Annotated in this window: 13 protein-coding genes; 9 read left to right on the top strand and 4 right to left on the bottom strand. The window is 60.1% G+C overall.

Features of this window, described 5'->3' with window-relative positions:
* The first annotated feature begins 76 nt into the window (after positions 1-76).
* The 6 genes from AB2N08_RS18505 to AB2N08_RS18480 are packed head-to-tail and all read left to right on the top strand — an operon-like array spanning position 77 to position 5,912.
* Complete coding sequence (locus tag AB2N08_RS18505) at positions 77-1,207, top strand: glycosyltransferase (protein WP_367612362.1); 1,131 nt, start codon at positions 77-79, stop codon at positions 1,205-1,207.
* Entirely contained in the window at positions 1,179-1,874 is a 696-nt protein-coding gene (locus tag AB2N08_RS18500) for a hypothetical protein (protein WP_367612361.1), read from the top strand. The genes AB2N08_RS18505 and AB2N08_RS18500 overlap by 29 nt, the downstream gene beginning before the upstream one ends.
* The gene (locus tag AB2N08_RS18495; RefSeq protein ID WP_367612360.1) at positions 1,871-2,650 is read left to right on the top strand and encodes a hypothetical protein; all 780 of its coding nucleotides are present in this window, start codon (positions 1,871-1,873) and stop codon (positions 2,648-2,650) included. The genes AB2N08_RS18500 and AB2N08_RS18495 overlap by 4 nt, the downstream gene beginning before the upstream one ends.
* A gap of 53 nt (positions 2,651-2,703) precedes the next feature.
* On the top strand, positions 2,704-3,918 hold the full coding sequence (locus AB2N08_RS18490) for a DUF1565 domain-containing protein (protein ID WP_367612358.1): 1,215 nt from the start codon (positions 2,704-2,706) through the stop codon (positions 3,916-3,918).
* A 55-nt stretch (positions 3,919-3,973) separates the two neighbouring features.
* Positions 3,974-5,248 (top strand): glycosyltransferase family 4 protein, encoded by a 1,275-nt coding sequence (locus AB2N08_RS18485; RefSeq protein ID WP_367612357.1) that lies wholly within the window; start codon positions 3,974-3,976, stop codon positions 5,246-5,248.
* Positions 5,249-5,255: 7 nt separating this feature from the next.
* Positions 5,256-5,912, top strand: a complete 657-nt coding sequence (locus tag AB2N08_RS18480) for a sugar transferase (RefSeq protein ID WP_367612356.1) — start codon at positions 5,256-5,258, stop codon at positions 5,910-5,912.
* 38 nt (positions 5,913-5,950) lie between these two features.
* On the opposite strand, the gene AB2N08_RS18475 is transcribed toward AB2N08_RS18480, so the two are convergent.
* The 3 genes from AB2N08_RS18475 to AB2N08_RS18465 form a co-directional block, all read right to left on the bottom strand.
* On the bottom strand, positions 5,951-6,586 hold the full coding sequence (locus AB2N08_RS18475) for a hypothetical protein (protein WP_367612355.1): 636 nt from the start codon (positions 6,584-6,586) through the stop codon (positions 5,951-5,953).
* A gap of 51 nt (positions 6,587-6,637) precedes the next feature.
* Positions 6,638-7,843 (bottom strand): hypothetical protein, encoded by a 1,206-nt coding sequence (locus AB2N08_RS18470; protein ID WP_367612354.1) that lies wholly within the window; start codon positions 7,841-7,843, stop codon positions 6,638-6,640.
* Between the two features lie 75 nt (positions 7,844-7,918).
* On the bottom strand, positions 7,919-9,247 hold the full coding sequence (locus AB2N08_RS18465; protein ID WP_367612353.1) for an oligosaccharide flippase family protein: 1,329 nt from the start codon (positions 9,245-9,247) through the stop codon (positions 7,919-7,921).
* A 325-nt stretch (positions 9,248-9,572) separates the two neighbouring features.
* Here AB2N08_RS18465 and AB2N08_RS18460 point away from each other — a divergent pair, with 325 nt between their 5' ends.
* From AB2N08_RS18460 to AB2N08_RS18450, 3 genes are all read left to right on the top strand, one after another.
* Positions 9,573-10,793, top strand: coding sequence for an acyltransferase family protein (locus AB2N08_RS18460; protein WP_367612352.1), 1,221 nt, complete (start codon positions 9,573-9,575; stop codon positions 10,791-10,793).
* Positions 10,794-10,841: 48 nt separating this feature from the next.
* Positions 10,842-11,726, top strand: coding sequence for an NAD-dependent epimerase/dehydratase family protein (locus AB2N08_RS18455; protein WP_367612351.1), 885 nt, complete (start codon positions 10,842-10,844; stop codon positions 11,724-11,726).
* 288 nt (positions 11,727-12,014) lie between these two features.
* Positions 12,015-13,274, top strand: coding sequence for a choice-of-anchor Q domain-containing protein (locus tag AB2N08_RS18450; RefSeq protein ID WP_367612350.1), 1,260 nt, complete (start codon positions 12,015-12,017; stop codon positions 13,272-13,274).
* Positions 13,275-13,411: 137 nt separating this feature from the next.
* On the opposite strand, the gene AB2N08_RS18445 is transcribed toward AB2N08_RS18450, so the two are convergent.
* Entirely contained in the window at positions 13,412-15,700 is a 2,289-nt protein-coding gene (locus AB2N08_RS18445; protein ID WP_367612349.1) for a polysaccharide biosynthesis tyrosine autokinase, read from the bottom strand.
* Positions 15,701-15,711: the final 11 nt, after the last annotated feature.

The raw sequence follows: 15,711 nt of genomic DNA, 5'->3' as shown, positions 1-15,711 counted from the left end.
ACCGCACGGAGCGGTCGAACATATCCAGCCCCCGTCCACTACGGGCAGCAGCAAGCTCAACGATAGGTTTTCTTCCATGTGCAAGGTCGTTCATCTCACGTCTGCCCACCCGCGCAACGACATTCGCATCTTCATCAAAGAGTGCCGCACGCTCGCGGCGCAGGGCTATGACGTCACGCTGGTGGTGGCCGACGGCAAAGGCAACGCCCATACCGATGGGGTCGCCATCGTCGACGCGGGCCATCTGCCGGGGCGGCTCAACCGCATCTTCAAGACCACCCGGCGCGTGTTCGCGCAAGCTGTCGCACTCGACGCTGCCATCTACCAGTTCCACGACCCCGAATTGATACCGGTCGGGCTCAAGCTCAAACGCCTGGGCAAGACCGTCATCTTCGATGCCCACGAAGACACCGCGCGCCAGCTGGTGGGCAAGCCGTATTTCGACCCGCTGTCGCGCCGTGTGCTGCCGGCCCTGTTTTCCGCTTACGAACGTTTCGCCTGCGCCCGTTTCGACGGCATCATCGCGGCCACACCCAGCATTCGCGACCTGTACCTGGGCATCAACCCGGTCACGGTCGCCATCAACAATTTTCCCATCCTGGGCGAGTTCGATGCCAGCGTGCCGTGGTCGATGAAACGCCCGCAGGTCTGCTACGTCGGCGCCATCAGCGGCATCCGTGGCATCCGTCACATAGTCCAGGCCGCCACGCTGCTCAAGTCGGGCGCCCGCCTGCAGTTGGCCGGCCAGTTCTTTGACCCGGCGGCCGAGGCGCATGTCCGCGCCCATCCGGGCTGGCAGCGCGTCGCCGACCTCGGTGTTCTCGATCGCGCCGGGGTGCGCGGCCTGCTGGCGCATTCGGTTGCAGGGCTGGTTACGCTGTTGCCGCTGCCAAACCACGTCGACTCCCTGCCGACCAAGATGTTCGAATACATGTCAGCAGGCATTCCCGTGATCGCCTCGAACTTCCCGTTGTGGCGCGAAATCATCGAAGGCAATGGGTGCGGCATCTGCGTCGATCCGCACGATGCGGGCGCCATCGCGGCCGCCATCGACTATCTCGTGGCGCACCCCGACGTCGCGCAGACCATGGGCGAACGCGGCCGCCACGCGGTGCGGGCCAGGTACAACTGGGCCGCCGAGGCGAGGCGCCTGACCGAATTCTACGGAGCACGCTCACATGCCAAACAAGCTATCGCAACTGTTTAACCAGGTACTGGCCATCGCCCGGCTGCCGGTGGTGCGGCTGCAGTTCCATCTCGTCCTCAATCCCGAGAACGTCGAAAAGACCTACCGCTATTACACCAAGCGCCATCCGCGCTACAAGCTTTTCCAGAACAAATCGGTGGGCGCGGCCCTGGTCGACCTGACCCGGTTTCCCAGCAGCGACGACTACGCGCAAGTGCTGAAGGCGCGCAAGGATGTTGGCCGTTACGTCAAGCGCGCCAAAGGCAAGGGCTACGCGGTCATCGAGATCGACCGCAACGAATTCATCGACGACATCTTCGAGATCAACACCTCGGTCGACATCCGCCAGGGTAGGCCGATGGACCCCGATTATCGCAACAAGAAGACCAGTTACCACTCCGAGGTCAATTTCAAGTGTTACGGCGTCGTCAACGCGAATGGCAAATTGATGGGCTACGGCGAGGTGGCCTTCTTCGGCAACTTCGCCGCCTTCAACCGGGTGATCGGCGTGCGTAACAACGACGGCATCATGCACCTGATGGTGGCCGAAATCATCAAGCGACTGATCGAAGCGCGCACCTACGATTACCTCATGTACGACACCTACTTCGGCGCGAGCCCCGGCTTGAAGGCATTCAAGAACATGCTCGGCTTCAAACCTTATCGCGCAAAATATTCCATCCAATGACTACCCTATTCGGTCGCCTGTATTGCGACTATCTGATGCCGTCCCAGCTCGCCGCCTACGAAGCTGTGGTGCGCCAGGCGCATCAGGCTGGCTACACGCAGACGTCCGTGCGCGGCTACACCGACCTGGTGCGCGATGGCCGCAGCTTGCCAGAGCGGGTGCTCGTCCATCGCCACGATATCGACACCGACCTGCGCACTACGCGCAAACTGTTCGATCTCGAGAAAAAGCACGGCATCCATTCGAGTTTCTATTTCCGGCTCTCCACGCTGGACTTTCACCTGATGCGCGAGATCGAGGAATACGGCAGCGAAGCGAGCTACCACTACGAAGAACTGGCGACATACGCCAAAGAGAACAGGATCAAGGACGCCGCCACGCTGCGCGGACGAATGCCAGAAATCCGTGCGAGATTTCGCGCCAATTTCTCGTACATCGAAGGACGCCTCGGCACCAAGCTGCACACCGTCGCCAGCCATGGCGACTTCGTTAATCGCCGTCTCAAAGTGACCAATACCGAAATTCTCGACGATGCACAATTGCGCGCCGCCTGCGGCATCGTCCACGAAGCCTATGACCGCGCGCTGCTCGACCAGTTCGACATCTACATCTCCGACCGCCCCGCGCCGCAGTACTACTACCCGAGCGCGCCTGTGGACGCGATCCATGGCCATCGCCGCATCTGCCTGGTCACCCATCCACGCCAGGTTGAGACCAACTGGAGCGCCAATACCAAAGACAATCTTTACCGCTTTTACGAAGGGTTGGTCTGGTAGGCCGCATGGCCAGTGCCCACGCCGGATGCCCTCTGACGCTCTCGAGATCGCCCATGACACGCCAAATACATCCATCTACGCCAGCCAGTTCGCTGCGAACGGCCCGTTCTGGCCAGTCGCACGCCGGGCACGGCGCGCCGCCGCGGGTGACGCTGTTCTCACTCCAGGTTCTGCTGTGCGCCATCCTGCACCTGGCCGTCACATCCTGCGCCAGCACCAGCAGCAACCATCTCTACGTATCGACCGTCGGCGCCGACACCAACCCGGGAACCCGGAATGCCCCGTTCGCGACCATCGCACAGGCCGACGCCGTGGCGACTCCCGGCGCGACCATCCACGTGGCCCCTGGTGTCTACCGGATAGTCGCGCCATTGCTCCGCAGCGCGGGCATCCGCACCACCAAGAACGGCACGCCCACCGCCCGCATCAAATTCGTCTCCGACATCAAATGGGGCGCCAGGATCATATTTTCGGGCGCCGGCATGGCATGGCATTCAAAGGGCACCCATGTCGATATCGACGGCTTCGACATTTCCGGCGCCGGGCGCATTGGCATCCTGGCCGAGGGTGGTCATGCAACCATCACCAATAACGTCATCCATGACCTGGCCATCAGTGGCGGCTGCAACGGCAGCGGCGGCGCGGCGATCGATGCCTGGGGACCGGCAGGCGGCGCCGTCATCGATTCGAACGTGGTGCGCAATATCGGCGTGCAATGGCTTGCGGGGCGCACCTGCAACACCGTGCAGGGCATCTATGTCACCAACCAGAACGCCCGGGTGTCCAACAACGTCATCTCGGGTGTCGCCTCGGTCGGCATCAACAGCTGGCATGGCGCGACGGCCGCCACGATCGTCAACAACACCATCTTCAACTCAAAGGTGGGCATCGTGATCGGTCAAGGCGACAGCGGCGCGTCCAGCGCCGGCACCAGTCACAACTACGTGGCCAACAACATTGTCTATCGCAATGGCTACGGCATCACCGAGATGGGCCAGGTCGGCACCGACAACCGGTATGTCAATAATCTCGTCCATGCCAACGACACCGATTGGCGCGTGCAGGGTCTGGTCACCGGCACGATTTCTGCCGATCCCCAGTTTGTCGATTACCAGAACAACGGCGCCGGCGACTACCGCCTGCAGGACGACTCCCCAGCTGCCGGTATTGGCGCTCGGCGCCATCTGCACGGCGCGGCCCCCCCTGAACCCCAGTCGCCGCAGACCGGGGAGCCAGTACCAGGGCCTGTTACTGCGAACAAGGACTGAACGTCGCTGAACACCACTGACCATCACTGAACCTCGCCAGATACCGGATCCCTGAATGAATATCCTGCTGATCAATCACTACGCGGGCTCGCCGCGCCATGGCATGGCATACCGCCCCTACTACCTGGCGCGCGAATGGGTGCGTCTTGGCCATCGGGTCCACATCCTTGCCGCAAACCACTCGCATATCCGGACCATCCAGCCGGCGCTGACGGGCGCGGCACGTCTCGATGAACGCATCGACGGCATCGATTACAGCTGGTTCCGTACGCCAGGCTATGACGGCAATGGCGTCGGGCGCGTGCGCAATATGGGCGCGTTTGTCGCCGCCTTGTATCGCAATGCGCATCAACTTGCACGCACGATCACGCCCGACGTGGTCATCGCATCGAGCACCTATCCGATGGATATCTGGCCGGCGCACCGCATCGCGAAGCAGGCGGGCGCGCAGTTGCTGTTCGAGGTGCATGATCTGTGGCCGTTGTCGCCCATCGAACTTGGCGGCATGTCCAGGTGGCACCCATTCATCATGCTGGTTCAGCAAGCCGAAGATTACGCCTACCGCCATGCCAACAGCGTGGTATCGATGCTACCCAAGGTCCGCGACTACATGGTCTCGCGCGGCCTCAATCCAGAGAAATTGCACTTCGTGCCCAACGGGATTGATCCGGATGAATGGCGTGGTGACAGCCCCGGCTTGCCCGAGGCGGCAGCGACACTGTTGCGCGGGCTGCGCGAGGCGGGCATCGCCATCGTCGGGTACGCCGGGACCCATGGGGTATCGAATGCGCTCGAGACTGTTCTGGCCGCCGCAGCGCTGATGCGCGGGGAGAACGTTGCGTTCGTGCTGGTCGGCGGCGGGCCGGCCAAGGCCAGCCTGCACGCGCGCGCCATTCGCGAAGGGCTGGACAGCCTCCATTTTCTCGAGCCTGTCGAAAAAAGCCGGGTGCCTGCCCTGCTGCAATGCTTCGACATCGCCTACATCGGCTGGCACCGGCATCCGCTGTATCGGTTTGGCATTGCCCCGAACAAGCTCATGGACTACATGATGGCGGCCCGGCCGGTCCTGCACGCGGTCGATGCTGGCAATGATCCGGTACGTGAGGCCGCGTGCGGCATCACGGTCGCGCCGGACGACGCCCATGCGGTGGCCGAGGGAATCCGCGTCCTGCTGGCCCTGCCCGACGAAGAACGCGCGGCCATGGGGCGGCGGGGACAAGCGTTCGTGCTCGAGCACCTGACCTATCCGGTGCTGGGACAACGTTTTCTGGCCGCGTGCGGCGCCAGAACCGATCCGAGCAACCGCACGAGCACGACAATGAGCATATGAGGTCCGCATGTCTACTCTTCAATTTTTTTGGAAAAAATTATTTGGCAACCTGTTCGCGGAGATCGCCGGGCGCCGGGCGTGGTCGCATACGCTGCGCAGCGTCAGCAAGCGTGTGCTCGACCTGTTGCTGGGCCTGGCGGCAGCGGCAATCTTCTTGCTTCCCCTGCTGTTGCTTGCCATCCTGGTAAAGCTGACCTCGAAAGGCCCTGCACTGTACTGGTCGCATCGGGTCGGCCGCAACAACACGCTGTTTGCAATGCCGAAATTACGTACGATGCGCGTGGGAACCGAAGTCGTCGCCACGCACCTGCTACAAGATCCCGCTTACTGCCTGACACCCGTTGGTGGTTTCCTGCGCACATCCAGCCTGGATGAGTTGCCGCAACTCTGGTGCATCCTGCGCGGCCAGATGAGTATCGTCGGTCCAAGGCCAGCGCTGTTCAACCAGCAAAACCTGATCCAGATGCGCACCGAGGGCGGCGTACACGTGATGCGGCCGGGCCTGACCGGCTGGGCGCAGATCAACGGCCGCGACACGTTGCCGATACCGGACAAGGTGGCCTTGGACCTGTACTACGTACGTCACCAGTCATTGGCGCTCGACGTGCGAATCATCGCGCGCACGGTATTGAAAGTCGTGCGCCGCGACGGCGTCACGCATTGAGTTCGCGTGGCCCACACCAGGCGCGGCGAACGCTGCCGTTACCCCTTCAACGGTGCGCGCGCCTTGCACACCAGGTTGCTGGGCCACGCAACGGGGCGCTCCCGCCCTGACAGGTGCAAAGCGACATCGTCCAGTTTGTGGCTGATCACGGATGGCTTGAGGGCAAACACCAGCGCGAAGACCAGCATCCCGCATGGGATTGACGCCCGATTGGTCCGTGGCGCCGGCATGGTGCCGGCGGTCTGCAGATAACCAAGACTGATCGCCATGCCCAGGATGAACGTGGCGATGGCTTCGGACGCCGTGTGGAAATCGAAGTACACGATCAGCATACCCAGTGCAACGCTGGCCGCGACGCCCGATCCGACCGCAGCCGCGCGCCAGGCTGCCGGCGCCCGATGTGCGAGGACGTGACAGAACACGGGCAGCACCACGCTTGCACATAGGACGTGGCCGCTGAGCGCCTTGAATCCAAGCGCCGGTATGCCCGTCGCCCAGCCAAGGAAGGCAACTTTCGAGAACGCCACCAAGCTGACGCCGGCAACGAACATGACGCACCATACCAGCGCCCTCTTCCATGCGCCCGCAGCCAGCAACCATCCTGCAATGGCCGCCGCCAGCGGCAGCATGATGGCGGTATGGCCGATATCGATGATGGATTTCCAGATAATCATGATTCAGTGTGGTTGCATGCAAGGGTCGGCATGATGGCAAGCCGCGCCGGGTCAGCCCGGAGCCCGGTTTCGCGTGACGTACTGATAATGGGCGAACGCACCCAATGCGGCCCCGAAGCTCATATCCGGGACAGCCTTGGCCGTCAACGCCCACAGAATCGCAATGCAGCAGAACGAGAACGCCAGCACAAACTCACGCGATGCCGTTCTCAGGAAATATCCGTTGATGAACAGCCTCACCGCTGGCAAGAGCAGCATCGCGACAAAGAAAATGACACCGATCAGTCCGAAGTCGACCCAGCCGCACAGTATATTGTGTGCATAGTGCCCATCGGGGTAACTGCCAAAATCGCCGAGAATGGGGTGTTGGGTAATCGTGCGCCATGCGTCGGTCGACAGTTGCTCACGGGCCTCGCCGGAACTTGAATGCGACAAATCGAATAACTGCAAGATCCTTGTTTCCGGCAGCATGCCAAGGATGGCATCGGCGTTTGCTGCCAGCCATATTGCCAGGAAGAACGCCAGCGTCACGAGGTACAGCTTGTACCTCGTGTGATACAGCTCGATGATCGGGACAATGAACAGCACCGCCGAGAATTCACTGCGCGCGCCATTGAGAAACAGGCTCGCAACCGCCAGGCCGTACAGCAGAAAGCGGCCGCCCACCGATTGGATGATCGCGACCACGACGAGGAAAGTGAAGATATACGAACGGGCGAAGCCCTGGTAAGTCGCCAGGCTCTCCGGATTTCTCGCCTCGTCGAGCGAGCGCAGATAAAAGAAGCCGTCGATCGAAAAGTAAAAGGTGATGGCCGACATGAGCAGCAATGAGACTGTCGCGGACAGGATGAACAACCGGTCGCGCAGATCGATCAGCCTGAAAATGGTATAGACGTCCACGCTGAAAATCAGGACCAAGGCGTACCGTTGCACAATCGATGCATGCGAGCCACCCGCATAGTTCGCTGCCAGTACACTGGAATAGTAAGCAGCGAACAAGATGAAATAAAAGTCCGTTTTTTGAAAAAAACTTCTATTTAATTTCACGGCCGCGAAATAATACCAGAGCAGCGGCAGTAGAAAAGCAAAAGCCACGACGGAAAAATAGCCGCCCAGATAGGCGCGAATCACCCCCACGCCCAACAATGTCTGATAAAAGAAGAAGCCGGGAAATAAAAAAATGAGTGCCAGATGCGCGGTCAGCTTTCCGTTGATCGATCCATACACGCGATCGGACTGTAGGTTGATAGCGTGCATGATTATGCGATGAGTGACCACATCGGTTTCATTATCGACTGCCCCCGACGAATTCCCGGTTTTAAATAAACAGCCTCAAGACATGGCATTCTGTGCAAACCGATGCGAAAGATAGAGATAAATTACGTATAGAACAGACCGACTGATCGTGTAGTGCCACAGGATGTCGGTCAACGAAAATGGGGTGAGAAAGACGGTGATTGTCGTGATGAACAAGGCAATTTGCCACACAAATTCAACCTTCTGTTTACCGGCGACAAAAAACACATAACTGAGCGGACTGGCGACAAAATTCAGAAAATACAGGGGCGCGAGAATGCGGGCGAAGTCGCCTGCACCACGCCATGGTTCGCCAAATACCCAGGCACAGAAATCAGGTGCGAATGCAAAAATGAACAAGGCTGGGCCGCAGCCGAGCAGCACCAGGGCCATGAATGTGCTTCGATACGCCTTGCTGCAATTTCCCGCTGTCTGGAAGTCGTGCACGGCCTCTCGCTTGAACACCTCGAGCACTGACGCGGCAAGCAGCGAGACCGGCGCGGTCAGCACCCGTTCAGTCAGCGCGAACAGGCCTGCTGCCACCAGGCCGTACTTCGCACCGATCAAAAACAGCGGGAATTTTCCCGCTGCTATATTCAGCAAACCCGCCGGCAAAGAATATCGCCAGAACGATTCATGCTTTCGCAGATAGCTGCGCTGCGCGCTCGTCGGGGCAAGTGTGATGGTGGGCTGCGGTGGCGACAACAACATGATCGCAGCCAGCATGCCAATCCCGAGCCCGAAAATATGTCCTGCGAACAGCGCGGCGCCATGGACGCCGACCAGTAACAGGGCGACCTGCCCCAGTGCAATTGCACCTGCGCCATACACCTTGACCATCGCGGCTTTTCCGAACGCGCAGTAGGACGTTGCGTAGGCACTTGCCGTATGGTTGTAGGCAGTCACCCAAGTGCCGATGCCAATTGTCAGCAGCGCAAACCAGGACAGGTTTTGCACCTGAGCCACGCCAGCCTCGCGCGCCAGCACGGCGGCCAGAGTGATGACGATCGCCAGCAGGGTGGAGAAATAAGCCACCACGCTGAAGCAGGTTTGCTGGGCGCTGGGTTCATGATCGAGGATCATCGCGGCTTCGAGCCGCAAGGTTGCCACGGTCGACGCAATCGCGATGACACCCAGCCAGATGCTGAATTCGCCAAGATCGCCCGGTGAGCACAATCGGGTAATCAGGGGCGCAACCAACAATGGTAACGCCTGCGCGGCAACCGTACCTGAGAGTACCGTGACGGCATGTCGCCAAAACACAGGCAAAGTAGCGAGCATAGGTGATTTAAGTGGTTTCTTAAATAATGCAATTTGCCGATATTCCTTGGCAATATCTTCAAGCTGTGGAGCAATCAATATCACCAGCATCTCCACCCAGATTGTCTGGCCAATCGATTTTTTCAGATTGATGAGTATCAGTATTCACCTGCGCACAATACAATCTGGAGGAACGCCAACAATGTTTAGCGTGAGCTGCATTCCTGAGAAACATTTGTACGCCGCATGGCACACCAAGATGTGGATGGCATCCAATTTATCTACAAAAATAATGCAAGCAGATTTGGTGAAAATTATCGCATCAGAAATCTCTATTTTGCGTCACTTCAATACAGTGATATCTCAACTCGATATTGTCGGGATATCTAATTCTGGTGGCTGATTGGTTTTAATATGAGCAAGGATTCACATGCGGATCATTAACGTGCCAGTACTAACGTTGCAACTTCAGGGTCAGCTTGGCGATAATTACTGGCATTCGATTATTATTTCGGTAATGCGTGGTCTGGCCGCATTGGTCGTCGCGGCGGCGCACCTGCGTGCCGAGATGTATCCTGGCCTGCGCACGATTGCTGAACCTTCGATATGGTTCCAGATATTCGCGTTCTTCACCGGTTTCGCCCACCAGGCTGTACTGGTATTTTTCGTCATCAGTGGCTGGCTGGTAGGTGGCAGTCTGATCAACAAGATGGGGCAAGCAGGCGCCGTGCGCAACTATGCGATCGATCGCATCACACGGCTATGGACAGTGTTGATCCCGACCTTTGCGTTGACCCTGGTACTCGGCATCGCGGCGGGCGTCGTGCATCCTGGGAGCATCGACTTCTCCCCCGCCAACGAATTTTCCGGGGTCGCGTTTCTTGGCAATCTACTCGGATTGCAAGGCATCGTGCTGGCTGACTTTGGCGGCAACTATGCCCTCTGGAGCCTCGCCAACGAAACCTGGTACTACGTCATGTTCCCCGTGCTGCTGCTGGTTTTTACAGCGCGCCGCGTCGCGTCGCGCGTCGCCAGCGGCGCAGTGCTCGCACTGGCGGCCATCTTGCTGCCGGTCGAGATCATCACCTACTTCGCGATCTGGCTTCTTGGCGTAGCATTTTCACGTGTCCGAATCGATTGCAGACGCTGGATGAGAGTCGTGTGGCTCGTTCCCCTTGTGGCGGCCAGCGCCTATTTTCGGCTCACGGCGGACAATGACAAGTTCGACCAGACCACGCTGGGCATGGATCTGCTGCTGAGCCTAATGTTCCTGGCTTTACTATCGAGCCTGCAATTCAAAGCGTCGCCGACCTCGATCATGGCGCAGCCACTGACGCGGGCGGGCACGTTCTTCGCTAATTTCTCGTTCAGTCTGTACGTGCTGCATCTGCCGATGATTTTCCTGTTCAAGCACCTGGCGTCGACCCAGCTAGGGCTGCGCCAATTGGCACCCGACGAGCCACTGCACTTCGCCCTGTATCTGTCCATGTTGATCTGTTCGCTGCTGGGCGCCTATGTTTCATATCTGCTGTTCGAATCGCAAACTTTCCGCATCCGTCGCGTCGTAAAACGCCTGGTGGCACGGCGCGCAGTGCCACCAGTTTCCGCCCCGGCCACGGCGGCGGCGGCGTCCGCCAAACGCTGGCACTGATGTCGCTCTGACCGTCCACGCGCGTCAATCAATCCAACAGGTGAAAGCATGAACACGATCGCGGTGATAGGGGCGACGGGCGAAGTAGGATTCAGGCTGATCCATGCTTTACATGACTCCTGGAGGATCGTTGCCATTATCCGTAATCGCAGCAAGCGCGACTTCGGCCCGTATCCAGGCGTGGAGATTCGTCAGGTTGCAGACATCACGGACGTCGACAGTCTTGCCCGGGCGCTCGAAGACTGCGATGCCATCATCAACACGGGCTATATCTGGTTTGCCGAATACATCCATCAAGCTATGCAGAAATGCGGCGCGCCGGTGCGCCATATCGTGTTTACCGGGTCGACCGGCATTTTCACGCAATTGTCTTCGCCAAGCGCTGACCGCAAGCGCCACGCAGAACGCTTTATTCTCGAGCACTACGGCTGTCCGTGGACGATCATTCGGCCAACGATGATTTATGGACACAAGGACGACCGCAACCTGTCCCGTCTCATTCGGGCGGTTGCACGTTACCCCGTCATACCGCTGATCGGCGATGGTGGCAGCCTGATCCAGCCGGTGTTCATCCTCGACCTGATCAAGGCATTTCGAACCGCGCTGCTCAATCCACGATACTTCAACAAGGCCTACAACATCGGCGCCCGCAAGGCCTGCTCGAATCGCGCTCTGATCGCTTGCGCCGCGTCGAGCCTGGGCCTCAGGGCAAGGCTGATCCCGCTTCCCGCCTCGCTGGTGCAAGGTGGCGTGGCGTTGCTGTCGATGCTGGGTCTGAGTCCGATTTCCCGGGAGCAGGTGTATCGATTCCAGGAGAACAAGCATATCGACCTGCAGGCGTTCATCACGGATTTCGAGTTTGTGCCCGTAGATATCGAGCATGGATTGCGAGTGCTGGTCCGCGACCTGCAAGAGCACGGACTACTTCGTTGATCCTGTTTTCCAGTTCATGGCGGATGCTGAACGTCCGCTGAACATCAGTCTCCCAACCATCTCCTGGTTATCACACTGCGCGGATCCCACGCCAGCGACGCTGCGCGCTGAAGTTGCCCCTCCTCACGTCGCGATTGCCTTTTCCTGGGTGGACCGCGCCCAAATCCCCAAAAAAATTTCCTTAATGCATTGATACCGCGAGGAAAATTTTTCCCAAAAACATTGAACTTAGGCAGTTTCCTACGCTCAAAGCTTACTCATTCACTTTGCATGATAGGGTAAGTTCAGATGAAACAATTCGCTACCGCAGCCTCGAATCTCCGCACCAACCACCTCCTGGGCGCCAGCCTGGCCATGCTGTTTGCCGCTGGTGGCAACGCCATCGCCGCCAACCCTGTGGAACCTGCCTACGATTCGCCTGCAGCGACCGTCGCCTCCGCCGCGCAACTTGCCGCCGATGCGTCCAACCGTGCCACGCCTGCGGCCACTGCCGCTGCCACGGCCACCACCGGCAAGCACCTGTATGTTGCCACCACCGGTTCGGACGCGAACCCGGGCACGCAGGCCAAGCCAGTCAAGACCATCGCCCGCGCCGATGCGCTGGCCAGCGCCGGCTACACCATCCACGTCGCGCCAGGCGTGTATAAAGTTGCCGCACCATCGACCGGCAGCGTCGGTATCCGCACCACCAAGAGCGGCACCGCGGTGGCCCGCATCAAGTTCGTCTCGGACGTGAAATGGGGCGCCAAGATTGTCTTCTCGGGCACCGGCATGGCGTGGAACTCGAAAGGCGCGTATGTCGATATCGAAGGTTTTGACATTTCCGGCACCGGTCGCATCGGCATCCTGGCCGAAGGCGGCAAGGAAAACATCACCAAGAACTTCATCCACGACCTGACGGTGACCGGCGGCTGCGATGGCGGCGGCGGCGCCGGCATCGATGCCTGGGGTCCGGGCGGCGGCGCGGTGATCGACTCGAACGTCGTGCGCAATATTGGTCTGCAATGGGTGGCCGGCCGGACTTGCAACACCGTGCAGGGCATCTACGTCACCAACCAGAACAACCGCATTTCAAACAATGTGATTTCGGGCGTGGCTTCCGTTGGCATCAACAGCTGGCACGGCGCGACGGCTTCGACGATCGTCAACAACACCATTTTCAACTCGAAAATGGGTATCGTGATCGGTCACGGCGACAGCGGCGCCACCGCTGCCGGCACCAGCAACAATTACGTGGCCAATAACATCGTGTACGGCAATGGCTACGGCATCACCGAGATGGGCACGGTCGGCGGCAACAACCGTTATCCGAACAACCTCGTGTTCAACACGGGCCGTAGCTGGCTGGTCAAGGGCGCTGTCACTGGCACCGTGGCAGCCGAGCCGCAATTCGTGAACTACCAGATCAACGGCACTGGCGACTACCGCCTCAAGAGCACCTCGCCAGCGATCAACAAAGGCACGGCAACATCGGCGCCAACGGTCGATATCGCCGGGGTGGCACGTCCTCGTGGCGGCGCGGCCGACATCGGCGCCTACGAGTTCTAATTGAGCGACCTGCCCCGGCGTGCTGCCGGGGTGCAGCCCCGGGAAGTCGGACTTGCGTCTGGCTTCCCGAGGCTTTTTCTTGACTGCGACGCCCTGGCGGATGTCGCGCGCGTCCAAAGGTGTCCAGGTGATAGATCTCAACTGAAAAACTTCAGATGCCCGATCGGCCCCGTTTGAAACGGTGCATATGAGCGACCGATCCTGGGACTGATGTTATTGAACAGCACCCCTTGTGGTGACAGACCCGCGTGGTTCAGCCGCTTCACCGATTCGGTGATCTCAGCATCGGTCGTCACGCGCGCCCGCGCAAGCAGGAACACTGCGCCGGCCCTGGTGCCGATCACGAGCGCGTCGGCCGCTTGCAACAGGGGCGGAGTGTCGATCAGGATCAGGTCGTACTTGGCGCTCAGGGTATCAAGCACCGTGCTGAAATTCAGGTGCAGGAGGAAATCGGAACGATTCGGCGGCAGCGTCCCCGTTGGGATGAAGTCCAGATTGTCGATCACATTGTGATGGATGACATCGTCGACCGGCGTCGCACCGCTGACCGCCTTCGACAAGCCCTGATCGCGGCTGAGACCGAAGTAACGGTGCAGGCGCCCGTTGCGCAGATCGGCGTCGATCAGCAGCACGCGCCTGCCGCTGGCGGCCATGACGGCGGCGAAATTCACCGTCACGAAGGTTTTGCCGACGCCGGGCGTCGGCCCTGCGAACATCACGATATTGTTCCTGAAGTGCGGCATCGAAAACTGCAGCGCCGCGCGGAAGCTGCGCAGGCTTTCCACCGCCGGGTCTTCCGGCAGGATCTGCGCCAACAGCGGCAAGACGCCGTCGGGTTTTACTTTGTTCATCAATTTGTCTTCGTTGACGCTGTGCGGAATAGTGGCGTACACCACCTTGGCGCGCAGCAGCCGTTCGACCTTGGCAGGATCATCGATTCCGCCCCGCATCGCCTGGCGCGTAAACGCGATCAGGGTGCCCAGGAACAGGCCGGTAACGACAGCCAGGGCGACAATCAGCGGACGATTGGGCTTGACCGGTTTCTCGGGCGCGATCGGCTCGTCGATCAGGCGCACATTGCTGACGCGGCCAACCGAGATCAGCCGCAGTTGCTGCGCCGTGTTCGACAGCGCCGTGTACAGGTCGGTCTTGACCTTGATGTCGCGCGTCAGGCGCGCTTCATCCTGTTCCATGACCGGCAACGTGCGGATGCGCGACGCGACGGCCTCGATCTCGGCGTCGATTTCCTTGCGCTGGCGATTGATCGCCATCACCACCGGATGGTCTTCGGTAAAGCGCGCCAGAAGCTCGGTCTTTTTCTGCATCAGCTCGATGCCTCGCGTGCGCGCCGCCGCCGCCTGCGTCAGGCTCATGCGCGCCTCTTCGCGCAGGTCGACCGTGCCGTGCGCGTTGCGAAACTGGTTGTAGCGGTCTTCGGATTGCTCGAGCTGGCGTTTGAGGATGGGCAATTGCTGGTTGAGGAAGGCGAGCGACTTTTCGGCTTCTTCGGTTTTGCGCGCCAGGTTCTGGCGCATGTACTCGCGACCAATTTCACTCAGCAAGCCGTAGGTGTGTTCGGCGTTTCCGCCCTGGAGCTTGACCTGGATGACGCCCGACTGCTTGCCCTGTTCGGTAATCACCAGTGCGCCCTGGATCGCCTGGATGGTGCCGAGGCGCGAGTTGCGCTTGACACGGAACTGCGCGCCGGCATTGCCGCGCAGGCTGTCCACCTTGATCTCGACGACGCCGTCCGGTGTCGGCACCCGGTAGCGCTGGCCGACCGTGGCGTCGAACGCGATTGGCTGGCCGCCGCCCGAGAACCGGTAGCGATCGCCCGCGCGCGCCGTGATGACGAACTCGCGCTTGAGCCAGGGTTCGGGCACGTCGAACACCGACACCTCGATGTTCTCGCCACCCCAGACATAGCCGCCCTGCCCGAACAAGCCCGGTTGGGACAGCGCCTCGCCGTTGCGGCTGGCGATCCAGGCGCCGATCACGGGCAAGTAGTTCGGCCCGGCCTCGATGTACATCTGCAGGTTGTCGACCGCACGCGAGACCACCATGCGCGAGCGCAGCAGTTCCATTTCGGCGATGGCGGCCTTCTTGGTCTCGAACAGCGATGACGCTTCGCTCAGGATATTTTTGGATGCAGTGGGACTTTCTTCCTCAACGTGGATCATGAGGTTCGCTTCGTAGACGGGTTTGGCCAGCAAGGCGTACAGGACCGCGACCACGGTGATGATGCCGGTGATGGCGCCGATCAGCCAGCGGCTGTCGTATAGCGTGTTGATGTAGCCATTGACATCAACGGCCGGCTCTTCTGACAGCGGCTCGGCCGGACGCGGGTCGAAGGGCACCGACAGCACCGGCGGGACGTGGTACATCGGGCTCAGCGGATGCGGCTGGGGATCGTGCGGCGTGCTCATGACGGGTGCCT

The organism is Massilia aurea (assembly GCF_040790145.1).
GTDB classification, from domain to species: domain Bacteria; phylum Pseudomonadota; class Gammaproteobacteria; order Burkholderiales; family Burkholderiaceae_D; genus Telluria; species Telluria aurea_C.
This window is presented reverse-complemented; position numbering and strand designations above follow the sequence as displayed.